The organism is Dactylosporangium sp. CA-092794, from assembly GCF_050948465.1.
GTDB lineage: Bacteria > Actinomycetota > Actinomycetes > Mycobacteriales > Micromonosporaceae > Dactylosporangium.
The window spans coordinates 11,873,304-11,889,358 of the sequence record NZ_CP192044.1 but is presented as its reverse complement, the minus strand read 5'-3'; the positions used below and the strand labels follow the sequence as shown (position 1 = coordinate 11,889,358).

General features: G+C 73.5%; 10 protein-coding genes. 6 read left to right on the top strand and 4 right to left on the bottom strand.

Annotated features, from left to right (window positions below; genetic code table 11):
* Nucleotides 1-14: 14 nt before the first annotated feature.
* Together ACQPXD_RS51505 and ACQPXD_RS51500 are read left to right on the top strand one after the other, a co-directional pair.
* Nucleotides 15-830 carry a WecB/TagA/CpsF family glycosyltransferase gene (locus ACQPXD_RS51505; protein WP_432831749.1) on the top strand — a complete coding sequence of 272 codons (816 nt, stop codon included), beginning with the start codon at nt 15-17 and terminating at the stop codon, nt 828-830.
* Between the two features lie 37 nt (nt 831-867).
* Complete coding sequence (locus ACQPXD_RS51500) at nt 868-1,983, top strand: Fic family protein (protein ID WP_432831747.1); 1,116 nt, start codon at nt 868-870, stop codon at nt 1,981-1,983.
* Here ACQPXD_RS51500 and ACQPXD_RS51495 read toward each other — a convergent pair.
* Together ACQPXD_RS51495 and mfd are read right to left on the bottom strand one after the other, a co-directional pair.
* Complete coding sequence (locus tag ACQPXD_RS51495; protein WP_432831745.1) at nt 1,975-2,922, bottom strand: MazG family protein; 948 nt, start codon at nt 2,920-2,922, stop codon at nt 1,975-1,977. The two genes, ACQPXD_RS51500 and ACQPXD_RS51495, sit on opposite strands and share 9 nt — an antisense overlap.
* Before the next feature lie 802 nt (nt 2,923-3,724).
* On the bottom strand, nt 3,725-7,330 hold the full coding sequence (mfd, locus tag ACQPXD_RS51490; RefSeq protein WP_432831743.1) for a transcription-repair coupling factor: 3,606 nt from the start codon (nt 7,328-7,330) through the stop codon (nt 3,725-3,727).
* A 258-nt stretch (nt 7,331-7,588) separates the two neighbouring features.
* On the opposite strand from mfd, the gene ppc reads away from it, so the two are divergent.
* Together ppc and cysC are read left to right on the top strand one after the other, a co-directional pair.
* Nucleotides 7,589-10,414: a phosphoenolpyruvate carboxylase gene (gene ppc, locus ACQPXD_RS51485; RefSeq protein WP_432831741.1), complete on the top strand. Its 2,826-nt coding sequence runs from the start codon at nt 7,589-7,591 to the stop codon at nt 10,412-10,414.
* The gene (gene cysC, locus ACQPXD_RS51480) at nt 10,380-12,002 is read left to right on the top strand and encodes an adenylyl-sulfate kinase (RefSeq protein ID WP_432831739.1); all 1,623 of its coding nucleotides are present in this window, start codon (nt 10,380-10,382) and stop codon (nt 12,000-12,002) included. The genes ppc and cysC overlap by 35 nt, the downstream gene beginning before the upstream one ends.
* On the opposite strand, the gene ACQPXD_RS51475 is transcribed toward cysC, so the two are convergent.
* Entirely contained in the window at nt 11,999-12,127 is a 129-nt protein-coding gene (locus ACQPXD_RS51475; protein WP_432831737.1) for a hypothetical protein, read from the bottom strand. The two genes, cysC and ACQPXD_RS51475, sit on opposite strands and share 4 nt — an antisense overlap.
* A gap of 65 nt (nt 12,128-12,192) precedes the next feature.
* Nucleotides 12,193-12,663 (bottom strand): SigE family RNA polymerase sigma factor, encoded by a 471-nt coding sequence (locus ACQPXD_RS51470; protein WP_432831735.1) that lies wholly within the window; start codon nt 12,661-12,663, stop codon nt 12,193-12,195.
* Between the two features lie 156 nt (nt 12,664-12,819).
* Here ACQPXD_RS51470 and ACQPXD_RS51465 point away from each other — a divergent pair, with 156 nt between their 5' ends.
* Entirely contained in the window at nt 12,820-14,670 is a 1,851-nt protein-coding gene (locus tag ACQPXD_RS51465) for a lipopolysaccharide biosynthesis protein (protein WP_432831733.1), read from the top strand.
* Nucleotides 14,667-16,055, top strand: coding sequence for an O-antigen ligase family protein (locus tag ACQPXD_RS51460; protein WP_432831731.1), 1,389 nt, complete (start codon nt 14,667-14,669; stop codon nt 16,053-16,055). Before ACQPXD_RS51465 ends, ACQPXD_RS51460 begins: the two co-directional genes overlap by 4 nt.

Genomic DNA, 16,055 nt, shown 5'->3' with positions numbered 1-16,055 from the left:
ATTGCGGACGAACGATGCTGCGCAGCTATACCCACACCCGGCGGGTCCCGGTCGGCGGCCTGTCCATCGACCCGCTCACCGAGGCCGAGGTCGTCGCCCGCGTCCTGGCCGCCCTGGAACGCGGCCGCGGCGGCTGGATCGTCACGCCGAACGTCGACATCCTGCGCCAGGTCGCCGCGGACGCCGCCCTGCGCGCCAAGCTCCGCGCGGCCGACCTGGTCGTCGCGGACGGCGCCCCGCTGGTCTGGGCCGCCCGCCTGGCCGGCCGCACGCTGCCGGCCCGGGTGGCGGGCTCGGACCTGATCTGGTCGCTGTCGCGGGGCCTCGCCGCGGTCGGCGGCAGCGCGTTCGTGCTCGGCGGCGCGCCGTCGACCGACGGCGAGCCGGACGGCGCCCACCGCGCCGCCGCGCGCCTCGCCGCCGCCTGCCCGGGCCTGCGCATCGCGGGCGCCCACTGCCCGCCATACGGCTTCGACCGCAGTCGCCGCGCACTACGGTCGGTCTGCGCGCGGGTCATCAAGGCCCAACCGCAGATGGTGTACGTCGGAATCGGCTTCCCTCGCCAGGAACACCTGATCGCGTCCCTGCGCGCGTCCCTGCCGGCCACCTGGTTCCTGGGCTGCGGCGCCGCGGTGAACTTCGTCGCCGGCGACGTGCGGCGCGCCCGCCCGGCCCTGCAGAGGGCGGGCCTGGAGTGGCTGGACCGCCTGGCCCGCGAGCCGCGTCGTCTTGCTCGGCGGTACTTACGCGAGGACGCCCCGTTCGCCGCGGCCCTGCTGGCCCGCTCCCTCCACCACCGCCTCACACACCGCCCAGCCCACCGCGCGTAGTGCGGTAATGATTTCCGCATGATGCTAGTATCATGAAATGCTCTACGCGACGCCGGAACTGAAGGACGAGGACAAGCGCGTCCTGGGCGAGCTGGAGCACATGCGGGACAGCCTGCGATACCAGGTCGCCACGCCGCACCGGTGGACCGGCCAGCTCCGCCGCCAGCTGGTGGCCCGGGGCATCGTCGGCTCGAACTCCATCGAGGGCTACCAGGTCTCGGTCGACGACGCCATCGCCGCCGCCTCTGGCGACGAACCCCTCGAGGCGGATCCCGACGTCTGGGCGGAGATCACGGGCTACCGCGACGCGCTCAGCTACGTGCAGATGCTCGCCCACTCCGCGGAATTCCGCTACGACTACATGCTGCTCAACGGCCTCCATTTCATGCTGCTGAAGCACCATCCCGAAAAGTGGCCCGGGCGCTTCCGTCCGGGTGGCATCTGGATCACGGATCACTCGACCGGCGAAGTCGTCTACGCCGGGCCGGAGGCGGACCGCGTCAAGGAGCTCATGCAGGACCTGAGCGACTGGCTGGAGGATGGGGATCTCAACGCGCCGCTCTTCGTCCGCGCCGCGATGGCGCATCTGAACCTGGTGCGCATCCATCCGTGGAAGGACGGCAACGGCCGCATGTCCCGATGCGTCCACACGCTGGTGCTTGCGCGCGACGCCATTCTGGCGCCCGAGTTCTCCTCCATCGAGGAGTGGCTCGGCAGCGCGCGCAACACCGTTGCCTACTACGACGCATTGCGGGATACGGGGCGCGACAGCTGGCAGCCGCATGGGGACACGCTGCCGTGGGTGCGGTTCTGTCTGCGAGCGCACCACATGCAGATGCAGCGGGTGCGGCAGCGGCTGGACCGGGCCGGGCTGCTGTGGGAGAAGCTGGAGCGGCTCGGGCTGCCCACGCGGACCACGTCGGCGCTGTATGCCGCGGCGTCCGGCGGCCGGGTGCGGCGCACCGCGTACCAGCGCGACGAGGGCCTCACCTCCGACCAGGCCACCCGCGACCTGCGGATGCTGCTCGACCGGGAACTGCTGGCGCAGCGGGGACAGACCCGCGGGCGGTACTACGTCGCGGCGGGGCCGATCCTGGCCATCGCCGAGAGCCTCGGCCGGCCGGAGCCGCTGAGAGATCCGTATCTAGGCTGAGCGGCGCTCGGCGGTGCGGATCGACTCGATGTAGTCCAAGGCGGCTTTGCGCAGGGCGGCCTCGGCGTCCTCGCCCTCCGCGCGGGCGCGGGCGGCCAGGGCGAACAGCTCGCCGCCCAAGGTGTCAGCGGGCGGGGTGGGCACGGTGAGGCCGGCGCGTTCGACGCGCTGCAGGAGCTTGGCGGTCAGGGACAGGGCCGGTTGCGAGAGGGCCACGCCGTCGGCGGCCGAGGCGCGGGACTTCTCGGTCTTCTTGATCTGCTCCCAGTTGGCGATGATCTCGTCGATGTCGGCGACCTCGGTGCCGGCGAAGACGTGGGGGTTGCGGCGGATCAGCTTGGCCACCAGGTCGCCGGCCACGTCGTCGATGGTGAAGCTCGCGGTCTCCTCGGCCAGGCGGGCGTGCAGGGCCACCTGCAGCAGGACGTCGCCGAGCTCCTCGCGGACCGCCTCGGTGTCGTCGTCGCGGATGGCGTCGTAGAGCTCGTACGCCTCCTCCAGCAGGAACGGCGCCAGGCTCGTGTGCGTCTGGGCCCGCTTCCACGGGTCGCCCGAGTCCGGGTGCATCAGGCGGTCCATGACCGTCACCACGTCGAGGAGGCGGGCGCCCGGCGGGTCCCAGGAGCCGTACAGCAGCTCCAGCTCGGCCAGGCCCGGCTCGCGGGCCAGCCGCAGGCCCAGCTCGCGGGCCAGGTGCTCGTCGCCTTCGGGGGCGGCCAGCCAGACCACGGTGCCGTGCTCGGCGATCGCGGCGAGCAGGGTGTCGGCGGTGGCCGGGACGACGGTGACCGCGGCACCCGCGGCGCGCAGGGTCTCCGTCTGCTCGGACTCCTCGGCCGTGAGCACCGGGTGCGCCCGCACCAGGTCCCACGCCTGCGCGGTCAGCACCCCGGCCGGCAGCCGCGGCGACGTCACCAGCAGGACCACTCTGCCCGACACGGCCGCCAGCCTTTCCACGAGATCGCGATGCCCGCGCACGGAACGCTATCGCAAGCCGCCCACCACCGACGACCTTCGCCCCGCGACCGTATCTCTCCGCGATCACGCCAAACCCGCCGCCCGCACGGCACTTTTTCGTGATCGCGGAGCAAAAATGTACACATAGGTACCATATGTCTCCAAGATCATGGCAAATCCGCCGTCCCGGTTGGGCGCGCGCATGATCACGGAGACTTTCGTCCGCCCGACCGCAATGGCTACGCCATCAAGGCGCCGCAGGACTCCGCGGAGTGCCGGAGTCGTGGCCGTGTGGCCCAACCCAGGCCCGGCACGACTCGCGAAATCGGGCCCGGGCTCCCCGGTGTGGGCCAAGGGGGTGCGGCGGCGGGCAAGGGGCGATGCGGCCCGAGGGCGGAGGCTCAACACGGGGCGAGCTGGGGCGCGGGCCAGGGCTGGCGCAGGGCCGGTTGGTGCGGAGCGCGGTGCGGGCGGTGCGGCCCGAAGGGCAGCCTGGGCGCCGCGGCAGGGCGAGGAAGCGGCGGCAGGGGCGGCCGGCCTCGGCGCGGCCGTGCCCTACTGCACCTACTGCCCGGGTGACCGAGGCGTGCGGCGGCCGGGGCCCAGATCGCCGAGTCGCCGGACCCGGGGCCCCGCCCGCGGGCTATGGCTCCGGGCCGGGAGGCTGCGGGCCTGACCGGGACGGGCGATGCCAGCGCGCCCGCCACGAGGCCGAGCCCGCGGCCGAGCCCGCAGCCGCGGGCGGAGCCGAGCGCGATGCCGCGGGGCGGGTCCCGGCCGCGGGTTAGGAGGCGGGGGTCGGGGTGGGGGTGGGGACGGGGTCGCCGAGGACGGACTTGAGGAGTTCGGCGGCCCAGGTGAGGAGTTGGGTGTCGCGCATGGGTTCGCCGCCGACGCGGCGGGTTGAGGGGCGGGGGAGGGAGACGGTGTCGGCGGCGGACTTGTAGACGGACTCCGGGTAGAGGCGCTTCAGGCGTAGCTGCTTCGAGTCGGGCAGGCGGAGCGGGCCGAAGCGGACGTGCTTGCCCTGCAGTGACACGTCGGTCAGGCCGTAGGCGCGGGCCAGGTGGCGGAAGCGGGCCACCGCGACCAGGTTGGCCACCGGCTCCGGGGGCTCGCCGTAGCGGTCGCGCATCTCGGCGACGATCTCGTCGAGGGCGGCGTCGTGCTTGGCGCCGGCGATCTTGCGGTAGATCTCCAGGCGGAGGCGCTCGGCGCCGATGTACTCCAAGGGGAGGTGGGCGTCGACCGGCAGGTCGATCTTGACGTCGGGCTCCTCCTCCTCTGGGCGTTCGCCCTTGAACTGCTGCACCGCCTCGCCGACCATGCGCACGTAGAGGTCGAAGCCGACGCCCTCGATGTGGCCGGACTGCTCGCCGCCGAGCAGGTTGCCCGCCCCGCGGATCTCCAGGTCCTTCATCGCCACATACATGCCGGCGCCGAGCTCCGTGTGCTGCGCGATCGTCGCCAGCCGCTCGTGGGCGTGCTCGGTGAGCGGCTTGTCCGGCGGATAGAGGAAGTAGGCATAGGCCCGCTCCCGGCCCCGGCCCACCCGGCCGCGGATCTGGTGCAGCTGGGCCAGGCCGAGCAGGTCGGCGCGCTCCACGATCAGGGTGTTGGCGTTGGGGATGTCGATGCCGCTCTCGACGATCGTGGTGCAGACGAGGACGTCATACTCCTTCTCCCAGAAGCCGACCATGATCTTCTCGAGGGCCTCCTCGCCCATCTGGCCGTGTGCGACCGCGATGCGCGCCTCGGGCACCAGCTCGCGCAGCCGGCGCGCGGCGCGCTCGATCGACTCGACCCGGTTGTGCAGGTAGAAGACCTGGCCGTCGCGCAGCAGCTCGCGGTGGATCGCGGCGGCGACCTGCTTGTCGTCCTGCGCGCCGACGAACGTGAGCACCGGGTGGCGCTCCTCCGGCGGCGTGGCGATGGTCGACATCTCCCGGATGCCGGTGATCGCCATCTCCAGCGTGCGGGGGATCGGGGTGGCCGACATCGTCAGCACGTCGACCGAGGCGCGCAGCTGTTTGAGGAACTCCTTGTGCTCCACGCCGAAACGCTGCTCCTCGTCGACGATGACCAGGCCCAGCTGCTTGAACCGGGTCGCGGTCTGCAGCAGCCGGTGGGTGCCGATCACGATGTCGACGGTGCCGTCGGTGACCTTCTCCATGGTCACCTTCGTCTCGGTCGGGGTCTGGAACCGCGAGAGCTGCCGCACCTCCACCGGGAACTGCGCGACCCGCTCGGCGAACGTGTTGAAGTGCTGCTGCGCGAGCAGCGTCGTGGGCACCAGCACGGCGACCTGCTTGCCGTCCTGCACCGCCTTGAACGCCGCGCGCACCGCGATCTCGGTCTTGCCGTAGCCGACGTCGCCGCAGATCAGCCGGTCCATCGGGACGGACTTCTCCATGTCGGCCTTGACCTCCTCGATCGCGGCCAGCTGGTCGGGGGTCTCCTGGTAGGGGAACGCGTCTTCCAGCTCCCGCTGCCAGGGCGTGTCGGGGCCGAAGGCGTGGCCCTGCGAATTCTGCCGGACGGCGTAGAGCTGGATGAGCTGTGCGGCGATCTCGCGGACCGCCTTGCGGGCCCGGGACTTGGCCTTCTGCCAGTCGGAGCCGCCCATCTTGTGCAGCGTCGGCGCCTCGCCGCCGACATAGCGGGACAGCTGGTCGAGCTGGTCGGTGGGCACGAACAGCCGGTCGCCGGGCTGGCCGCGCTTGGAGGCCGCATATTCGATCACCAGATACTCGCGGTCGGCGCCGTTGACCGTGCGCTGGACCATCTCCACATATCGGCCGATGCCGTGCTGCTCGTGCACCACGAAGTCGCCGGCGCGCAGCTCCAGCGGGTCGATCTGGTTGCGCCGCCGGCTGGGCATCTTGCGCATGTCCTTGGTGGACGCGCCCCGCCCGCCGGAGATGTCGGCGCCGGTGATGATCGCCAGCCGCGCCTCCTCGTCGAGGAAGCCCAGCTCCAGCGAGCCGGTGGTGATCGCGATGGCGCCGGGCCGCGGCGCCGTCGCCAGGTCGTCGACGAGGGTCACGCCCAGGTCGGCGCCGCGCAGCACCTCGGCCGCCCGCTGGGCCGGGCCGGTGCCCTCGAAGACCAGGGCGATCCGCCAGCCGTCGCCGCTGAGCCGCTTGAGGTCGTCGACGACCCGGTCGGTCTCGCCGTGATACAGCGGGACCGCCTGCGCGGCGAGGGTGATCGACACGGCGTCGTCGGAGACAGCCACCGGCGTGTCCTCGCCGAGCCGCCACGGCTCGTCGGGCTCCCGGGTCGTCTCGGCCGCCGCGAACGGGCTGAGCGACCACCACGGCTGCCCGAGCTCGGCGGCGGCGGCCCGCACGTCGCCGAGGTGGCGGAACGCCGCCGCGCCGAGGTCGATCGGCACCTTGCCGCCCACGGCCGCCGCGGCCCAGCTGGCCTCGAGGAACTCGTCGCTGGTGCGGACCAGGTCGTGCGCGCGGGTGCGGATGCGCTCCGGGTCGCACAGCAGCACGTGCGTGCCCGGCGGCATGGTGTGCAGCACCAGCTCCAGCGAGTCGGTGCCGCCCAGCAGGGCCGGTGCGAGGGACTCCATGCCCTCCACCGGCACGCCGCCGGCCAGCTTGTCGAGCATCTCGGCCAGCTGCGGGTGGTCGGTGGACAGCGCCGCGGCCCGGGCCCGCACCTCGTCGGTGAGCAGCAGCTCCCGGCACGGCGGTGCCCACAGCCGGTCGACCGTCTCGATCGTGCGCTGGTCGGCCACGGCGAACGAGCGGATCTCCTCCACGTCGTCGCCCCAGAACTCCACCCGCAGGGGGTGCTCCTCGGTCGGCGGGAACACGTCGAGGATGCCGCCGCGGACGGCGAACTCGCCGCGCTTGGTGACCAGGTCGACCCGGGCGTAGGCGAGCTCGCCCAGCCGCACGGTGAGCGCGTCGAGCTCGGCCGCGCTGCCCGGGCGCAGCTCGATCGGCTCCAGGTCGCCCAGGCCCTTGAGCTGCGGCTGCAGCACCGAGCGCACCGGCGCGACGACCACCCGGGGGCGGGGCGCCTCCGCGGTCGGGTGGGCCAGGCGGCGCAGCACGGCCAGGCGGCGGCCGACCGTGTCGGAGCGCGGCGAGAGCCGCTCGTGCGGCAGCGTCTCCCAGGACGGGTAGACCGCGACCTGGTCCGGGTCGAGCAGGCAGCCCAGCGCGCCGGCCAGGTCCTCGGCCTCGCGGCCGGTGGCGGTCACCGCGAGCACCGGCCGCTCGGCGGCGATGGCGGCGGTGACGAAGGCGCGCACGGCCGGCGGCCCGGTCAGGTCGACCTGGTCGGCGTGGCCGGCGCGGGCGAGGTCGCGGGCGCGGGCGAGAGCGGGGTCGTCGAGGGCGGCAGCGGTGAGGCCTGCGAGCTTCATGGCGATTTGCACCCAATCTGCACGGCAAACAGCCCCGCGCCCAGGCAGGGCGGGGGTGGTCGATGCGGCTACCAGACTATCGGGCGGGTATGACAGAAATATCGGGGGCGAAGCCACGTGAACACCGGGTGACGTGACTCACCGGGTGGCCACGGGGCGTTGCGCTAGCCGATACGATGCCCGGGAACCATAGGGATAGAAAACGGACAGCGCCGTCCCCCAGCCGAGCCGCAACTCACCCGGAGGGGACCTGTCACCATGTCTGTCGAAGCAACCGCGTCGAGCGCAGCCGACGCCGCGCTGCGCGCCGACATCCGCCGGCTTGGCTCGCTCCTGGGCCAGAGCCTGGTCCGCCAGGACGGCCAGCAGCTGCTTGACCTCGTCGAAGAGGTCCGCGCGCTGGTGCGCACCGACCCAGAGCGGGCCGCCGAGCGCCTGCACGGGCTCGACGTGGTCACGGGCACGCAGCTGGCCCGGGCCTTCTCGACGTATTTCCACCTCGCCAACATCACCGAGCAGGTGCACCGCGCCCGCGAGCTGCGCCGGATCCGGGTCCGCGAGGGCGGCTGGCTCGAGCGGGCCGCGAAGCTCATCGCCGACCGCGGCGTCGGGGTGCGCGAGATCGGCTCGATCGCGTCCAAGCTCGCCGTCCGCCCGGTCTTCACCGCGCACCCGACCGAGGCCGCCCGCCGCTCGATCCTGACCAAGCTGCGCGCCGTCGGCGACGAGCTCGACGCCGAGGCCGTGGCCACCGCGCTGGACGGCTCCGCCGAGCCCGACAAGACCCGCACCGCGCGCACCGACCGCCGCCTCGCCGAGCTGCTCGACCTGCTCTGGCAGACCGACGAGCTGCGCCTGGAGCGCCCGGAGCCGGCCGACGAGGCCCGCAACGCCGTCTACTACCTCGCCGACCTGGCCGAGGGCGCCGCGCCCACGGTGCTCGACGACCTCTACGAGACGCTGCGCGACCTCGGGGTCCAGCTGCCGCCGACCGCGCGGCCGCTCACGTTCGGCTCGTGGATCGGCGGGGACCGCGACGGCAACCCGTTCGTGACGCCGGCGGTGACCCGCGACGTGCTGCTCATCCAGCATGAGTACGGCATCCGCATGGCCGAGGGCGTGATCGACGGCCTGATCGACGAGCTGTCGGTCTCCAAGCGGCTGCGCGGGGTCTCGCTCGACCTGTCCGCGAGCCTCGCCGCCGACCTCGACAACCTTCCCGAGCTGCCGGCCCGCTACCGCCGGGTCAACCTCGAGGAGTCGTATCGGCTGAAGCTGCGCTGCATCCGGCTCAAGCTCGGCCACACCCGGGCCCGGCTGGCCACCGGCACCCCGCACAAGCCCGGCCGCGACTACCTCGGCACCGCCGAGCTCATTTCCGACCTGGAGCTGATGCGGGCGTCGCTGGCGCGCAACGGCGGCCAGCTCGCCGCCACGGGCCGGCTCGCCTCCGCGATCCGCACGCTGTCGGCGTTCGGCCTGCAGCTGGCCACGCTCGACGTGCGGGAGCACGCCGACGCCCATCACGAGGTGCTCTCCCAGCTGTACCGCCGGGTCGGCGAGGTCGACTACGCGACCCTGAACCGCGACGCGCGCCGCCAGCTGCTCATCGACGAGCTCAACGGCCGCCGGCCGCTGGCCACCCGCGACACCGGGCTGAGCGACAGCGCGCGCAAGACGTTCGAGGTGTTCGCCGCCATCCGCGAGGTCCAGGAGCGGTTCGGGCCCGAGGTCATCGAGACGTACATCATCTCCATGACCCAAGGCATCGACGACGTGCTGGCCGCGGTGGTCCTGGCCCGGGAGTGGGGCCTGGTCGAGGTGGCCGCCGGGGCGGGCTTCGGCGGCGCGGCCATGGAGTCGGCCCGGGCCCGGGTCGGTTTCGCGCCGCTGCTGGAGCAGGCCCGCGAGCTGGAGATGGCCGGCGAGCTGCTCGACGAGCTGTTGTCGATTCCGGTGTACCGCGCGATCGTCCGCGCCCGCGGTGACGTCCAGGAGGTCATGCTCGGCTACTCCGACTCCAACAAGGACGCCGGCATCACCACCTCCCAGTGGATGATCCACAAGGCGCAGCGCCAGCTGCGCGACGTCGCCGGTCGCCACGGCGTGCGACTGCGGCTCTTCCACGGCCGCGGCGGCACCGTCGGGCGCGGCGGCGGCCCCACCCACGAGGCGATCCTGGCCCAGCCGTGGGGCACGCTGGACGGCGCGATCAAGGTGACCGAGCAGGGCGAGGTCATCTCCGACAAGTACACGCTGCCCGCCCTGGCCCGGGAGAACCTGGAGCTGACGCTGGCCGCCGTGCTGCAGAGCGCCCTGCTGCACACCGAGCCCCGGCAGCCGGCCGAGGCGCTGGCCCGCTGGGACGCCGCGATGGAGGTCGTCTCCTCCGCCGCGTTCGCCGACTACCGCGCCCTGGTCGAGAATCCGGACCTGCCCGCCTACTTCTGGGCCGCCACCCCGACCGAGCTGCTCGGCGCGCTCAACATCGGCTCCCGGCCGGCGAAGCGGCCCAACGCCGACGCCGGGCTGTCGGGCCTGCGGGCCATCCCGTGGGTGTTCGGCTGGACCCAGTCGCGCCAGATCGTGCCCGGCTGGTTCGGCGTCGGCAGCGGCCTGAAGGCGGCCCGCGAGGCCGGCCTGGGTGACGTGCTGCGGGAAATGCACGAGCGGTGGCACTTCTTCGCCACGTTCCTGTCCAACGTGGAGATGATGCTCGTCAAGACCGACCTGGAGATCGCGGCGCGCTACGTCGAGACGCTCGTGCCCGCGTCGCTGCGGCCGATCTTCGACACGATCAGCGCCGAGTACGAGCAGACCGTGGCCGAGGTGCTCGCGGTCACCGGTGAGACGCGGCTGCTCGACCGCCAGCCGGTGCTGCAGCGCACGCTCGGCGTGCGGGACAGCTACCTGCAGCCGCTGCACCACCTGCAGGTCACGCTGCTCGGGCAGTACCGCGACAGCAAGACCGCCGACAGCGGGGCCTGGCCCGGCGGCCGGCGGTCCTCGCCCGACCCGGCGCTGGAGCGGGCCTTGTTGACAACGATCAATGGAATCGCGGCGGGCATGCGTAACACCGGTTGAGTTCTGTGGCAGGCTTGCGGTCGTGTCTGTGAACGGTTGGGCAGTCGATGGATCGGGCCCCGCGGATTGGGTATTGCCGGAAGACGTGCTGCGGGACGCCCCGACCTATACGCCGAAACCGTCCGAGCTGGCCGACCTGGAGCTGCTGGTGTCGGGGGCATACACGCCGCTGACCGGATTCCTCGGCTCCGCGGACCTCATCGCCCTGCGGCGCACCGGCCGGCTCGCCGACGGCACGACCTGGCCGGTGCCCGTCACGCTGGAGGTGCCGCGCACCCTCGCCGAGCAGCTCGACGTGACCAACCCGCTACGCCGGGTGCTGATCCTCGCCGATCTTGAGGGCGCCCCGGTCGCGGCGCTGGACGCGACCGAGCTGTACCCGGGCCGCAAGACCACGCTCGGCGTCGCGGGCCCGGTCCGCCGGCTCGGCGACGGCGGCCACGGCGCCTTCCGGCGCATGCGGCGCACCCCGGCGGAGGTGCGCGGCTCGCTGCCGCCCGGGCGCATCCTCGGCGTCATCGCCGACCGGCCGCTGCACCGCCCGCAACTGGCCCAGATCGCCCGGGCCGCCCGCACGCTCGCCGCCCACCTCGTCGTGCTCGTGCCGGTCGACGGCCCGGGCCCGGACGGCCTGGCCCCGGAGGCGCTGGTGCGCTGCGTGCTCGCGGCCCGCGACCGGATGCCGGCCTCGACGATCGTGGCCCTGCCGCTGCCGCACCACGAGGGCGACGACATCCGCGACGCGATGCTGCGCACCCGGGTGGCGGCCGCCTACGGCGTCACCCACCTGCTGGCCTCCAGCGAGTCGATGCTCTCCGGAGGCGGGCTTCGGGTGTTGGTACCGCGAGAGCTCGCCTACGACGGCCGCGACGGCCAGTGGCGGTCCCTGGACGACATCCCGCCCCGGCACCGCCGCCTGCCGCTGACGGTCGCCGAGATCGAGGACCACCTGGACCGCGGCACGATCCTGCCCGAGTGGCACACGCCCCCGGCCGTCGCCCGCGAGCTGGCCCGCGCCCGCCCGCCCCGGCGCCAGCGCGGCCTCGTGGTGTTCTTCACCGGCCTGTCCGGCTCCGGCAAGTCGACCATGGCCACCGGCCTCTCTGACGCGCTCCTGGAGACCGGCGAGCGCAGCGTCACCCTGCTCGACGGCGACATCGTGCGCCGGCACCTCTCGGCCGGGCTGACCTTCTCCGCCGAGGACCGTGACACCAACATCCGCCGCATCGGCTGGGTCGCCGCCGAGGTCGGCCGGCACGGCGGGGTGGCGATCTGCTGCCCGATCGCGCCGTTCCGCGACTCGCGCGCCGCCGCCCGCCAGTTCGCCCACAACGCGGGCGCCGGCTTCGTGCTGGTGCACGTCGCGACCCCGCTGGAGGAGTGCGAGCGCCGCGACCGCAAGGGCCTCTACGCCAAGGCCCGCGCCGGGCTGATCAAGGGCATGACCGGCATCGACGACCCCTACGAGGAGCCGCTGGACGCCGAGGTCACCATCGACACCACCGACCTCTCCCAGGGCGAGGCGGTGACGACGGTGCTGCGCTATCTCGGCAGCAACGGCTGGCTGGACCCGCGCCCCATCCCCTAACCGGCACAGGTCCACTCCAGCCACTCGCCGGTGGAGCTGCGGCCGGACAGGTGCCGGCCGTCCAGGCTGACGAAGCTCACGTCGGCCCGCTCGCCCCTGGGCTGCGTGCGGCACGCGCCGATCACTCCCGACGACCTCGCCCACCACCGTGCCGTCGCGGGCGATGCCGACGGCGACGGAGCCGGTGCCGTCAGGGCCGCAGCGCGGCCAGCGCCTCCGCGGTCTGGCTCTTCACCGTGCCCTCCGCACAGCCCAGCAGCGCGGCGACCTCGGCGACCGGCAGGTCGCACACGAACCGCAGCACCACGACCGCCTGCTGGCGGTGCGGCAGCCGCCGCACGGCCGCCCGCAGGACGAGCCGCTCGTCGGCCGGCTGGCCCGGCTCGGCCGGCCGGTCGGGCAGCGCGTCGGTGAGCGCGACCCGGGCCCACGGCCGGCGCCGCGCGCTCAGGAAGGCGTTGACCACGCTCCGCCGCACATAGGCGTCGAGGTTGTCCACCCCGCGGATGTGCTTCCAGCGCACGTACAGCGTGGTCACCGCCGCCTGCACGACGTCGTCGCCGCGGTGGGCGTCGCCGCACAGCGCGGCCGCCAGCCGGCGCAGTTGCGGCAGCCGCGCCTGGAAGTACTCGGTGTACTCCCGCTCGAGTTCCTCGCGCACATCGCCTCCCGTCCGCTGACGCGCGGCGAGGGCGCCGGGGTCGGGTCGAATTCCCGGCGAGAGCCTACTGGTGGGTGAACCGGGGTGAATCTCCCATTACGTCGGCGCGATCCGTGGCGTTAGGGCCTGAGAACCTGACGAAGGGGCCGCCGCTTCATGGACGCCAACCGCCTGCACTCCGCCGAGCCCGACTCCCCGGGCGTCGATCTGCTCGGCATGGCCCGGCGCCACTGGTGGCTGGTCCTGGTGCTCGTGCTCGCCGGGCTGGCCGGCGCCGTGCAGTTCACGTCGATGCAGACCAAGGTCTTCGAGTCGGCGACCTCCGTGCTGGTCTCCCCGATCGGCAACGGGCAGGACGCCAACTCCACCAGCGGGCGCACCAAGGGCGACATCAACCTCGACAACGAGGCCCAGCTGGTCGCCTCCACCACCGTGGCCACCGACGCGGCCGCGCTCATGCGCTCCACCGTGCCGCCGGACACGCTCGCGGCGGGCGTGCGGGTGGAGGTACCCCCGAACACGACCTTTCTGGTGATCACCTTCTCGGCCGACACCGCCGAGCGGGCGCAGGCCGGGTCGCACGCGTTCGCCGAGGCCTACCTGCGCAACCGGGAGGAGTCGGCGAAGGCCGACGTGGCCGGGCGGATCGCGATCCTCAACGACAAGATCAACCAGCTCAACGCGGGGCTGACGCAGATCAACAACAAGCTGGCCACGCTCAAGCAGAACGACCCCAACCGGCCCAACCTGGAGAGCCAGCGCAGCACCGCCACCTCGCAGATCAACACGCTCGCCGGGCAGCTCAACCAGCTGCTCACCACGACCGTGAGCGCCGGGAAGATCACCCGGGACGCCGACCTGCCCAGCGCGCCGGTCAAGCCCAACCGGCTGCTCAACCTGGCCAGCGGCGCGATGGTCGGGCTGCTGCTCGGCGTCGGCGCGGCCATGCTGCGGGAGCGGCTCGACCAGCGCATCCGCCGCCCGTCCGACCTGCCGCGGCGGGCCGACGTCACGGTGCTGGCCGCCGTGCCGGGCCGGGTCAAGCCGCGCCTCGACGACGTGTTCGCCCCCTTCGGCGCCGGCGGGCGGATCTTCAACCGGCTCCGTAACGAGGTGCTCGCGAGCATCCCGGCGCCGGCCGGGGGCGACGCCCGGGTCGCGCTCGCCGGCCAGGTCGTGGTCGTCGCCGGGGCCAGCCGCGGCGCGGTGTCGACGGTGGTCGCGGCCAACCTCGCCGCCGCGTTCGCGCGCACCGGCGCGGAGACCGTGCTGGTCTGCGCCCACCTGCCCGACAGCCTGGTCGACACCGCCTCGGTGCACCGCATGCTCGGCGTGCGGGCCGTGCCGGGCCTGTCCGACGTGCTCGCCGGGCGGTTCTCGCTCAGCAGCGCCACCCAGCGCGCGCCGCGGCACCCGAACCTCAGCGTCGTCACCACCGGCGGCACCGCCAGCGCCGGCGGGCTGCTGCAGTCGCAGGCCCTGCGGGACACGCTGGCCACGCTGCGCGAGCGGGCCGCCTACGTGGTCGTCGAGGCGCCCTCGACGGCGACCAGCGCCGACGCGCAGAGCCTGGCCAGCCTGGCCGACGCGGCGATCGTCGCGGTCGAGCTGCGCCGGACCCGCAACACCGAGCTGGCCGACGCCGCCGACCAGCTGCGCCGGGTCGGCACCCCGCTGCTCGGGGCCGTGGTCCTGCCCCGGCTCGCCGCGCCGCGCGGCGACGAGCGCGAGGCCGGCGCGGGGACGACCGCCGCCGCCACCGTGCCGGTCGCCGCCGACATGACCGCGGTGCTGGAGAAGCTGCCGCCCAAGGAGCTCCTCGCCCCGGAGGAGCCGGCGGCCCCGGCACCGGCGCGGGTCCGGGCGACGCCTCCGGCCGCACCGGTGCCGGCGCCCGCGGCGCCCCCGGCCGCGCCGAAGCGCGCGGTCCGGACCATCTCCGTCACCCGGATCCCGGCGGAGGCCCCCAAGACCCCCAGCGAGAACGGCGCCGACAAGCGCCGATGACCACCCTCACGAGCCACCCCGCCGAACGCGCCGCCGAGGCCGCCCCGCCGCGCCGGCCGTTCAAGCCGGCCCACCGGCTGCGCGCCTGGCCGCTGACCGGGATCCTGCTGCTCTACCCGCTGTGGTGGGCGCTCGGCCTCGGCGTGCTCATCTTCTTCCTCGCCGCCGTGCCGATGCTGTGGTCGCTGGTGCGCCACCGCGCCGCCGGTCACGTGGTCAAGCTGCCGCCCGCGTTCCTGCTCTGGCTGCTCTTCCTGGCGACGGTCGCCTTCGGGCTGTTCACGCTCGGCGCCGACCCGGCCGGCACGGTGCCGGGCACCGCGCAGAGCCGCCTGGTGTCGTACGCCTTCCGGCTCCTCGGCTACGCCGCGCTGACCGTCCTGCTGGTGTACGCCGGCAACCTGGAGCGCCGCGCGCTGACCCAGGAGCGGCTGGTCCGCCTGCTGGGCTGGCTGTTCGTGGTGACCGTGGCCGGCGGGCTGCTCGGCATGGCCGCGCCACGCTTCGAGTTCACCGCGCCGGTCGAGCTGCTGCTGCCCGCGCACATGCGGCACGACAGCTTCGTGCAGTCCATGGTGCACCCGACGGCCGCGCAGATCATGAACCTGCTCGGCGGTGAGACGCCGCGGCCGGGCGCGCCGTGGGGGTACACCAACACCTGGGGCAACAACGTGTGCCTCCTCGCCGGCTGGCTGGCGGTCGCCGGCTTCGCCCTCGCCCAGCGCCGGCGGGTCAAGGTCTTCGCCGCCGTCACGCTGCTGGTGTCGCTGGTGCCGATCGTGTACTCGCTGAACCGCGGCCTGTGGATCGGCCTCGGCGTGATGATCGTCTACGTCGCCGTGCGCCTGGCGCTCAAGGGCCGGGCCGCGGCGCTGGGCCTGGTCGCGGTGGCCGGGGTCGCGGTGGCCGTCGCGGTCGCCGCCACGCCGCTGGGCGACGTGGTCAACGCGCGGCTGGAGGACGGCAAGTCCAACGGCGTGCGGATGTACACCACCCAGAAGGCCATCGACGGCATGTGGGAGTCGCCGCTGATCGGCTTCGGCTCCACCCGCAGCACCATCGGCGGGCGCAACTCGATCGCGGTCGGGGAGAGCGCGAGCTGCGAGCGCTGCGGCAACTTCACCATCGGCGGCAACGGCCAGCTGTGGCAGCTGCTCTACGCGCACGGGCTGCTGGGCACCGCGGCGTACCTCGGCTTCCTGCTGGCCGCCCTGTGGCGGTTCCGCCGCGACACCTCCGCGATCGGGCTGGCCGGCGGTGCGGCGCTGGTGTCGAGCTTCGCGGCGATGTTCTGGTACAACGCGCTGGTCACCCCGCTGGCCCTGATGTTCCTCGCCTATGCCGTGCTGTGGCGCAACCAGCAGAGGGGGTTCAGCCGGCCATGA